1 protein-coding gene is annotated in these 394 nt (G+C 47.5%); it reads right to left on the reverse strand.

The window, feature by feature from the left end; all coding sequences use genetic code 11:
• Positions 1 to 108: 108 nt before the first annotated feature.
• On the reverse strand, positions 109 to 394 hold a 286-nt coding region (locus EDI28_RS26605), incomplete at its 5' end, for an aquaporin (RefSeq protein ID WP_199287524.1).

The raw sequence follows: 394 nt of genomic DNA on the forward strand, positions 1-394 counted from the left end.
CAACAAAACTTTAATTGAAGAGTTTGATCATGGCTCAGATTGAACGCTGGCGGCAGGCCTAACACATGCAAGTCGAGCGGCAGCGACAGTAACAATCCTTCGGGTGCGTTATTGGGCGGCGAGCGGCGGACGGGTGAGAACAACCTGACCAAGGATGTAGTTTACAAGTTCTGAAGATGACAAACGTTTGTTTACAAACATAGCAATCGAAACAGCCGGGTTCAAGTGAGCACCTGAAACAGTTCCGATTGAGTAGGCTGCCACCACGATTGCTAAACCAAAAGCAAAGGCGATTCCAAGGTGACCAAGGCCATCAAGACCATTTCCAAAAACAACAGCTCCTGTCCCGACGAATACAAGCATGAACGTACCGATTAACTCAGCAACAAATTTT

Source organism: Photobacterium chitinilyticum, assembly GCF_004104355.1.
Classification (GTDB): domain Bacteria; phylum Pseudomonadota; class Gammaproteobacteria; order Enterobacterales; family Vibrionaceae; genus Photobacterium; species Photobacterium chitinilyticum.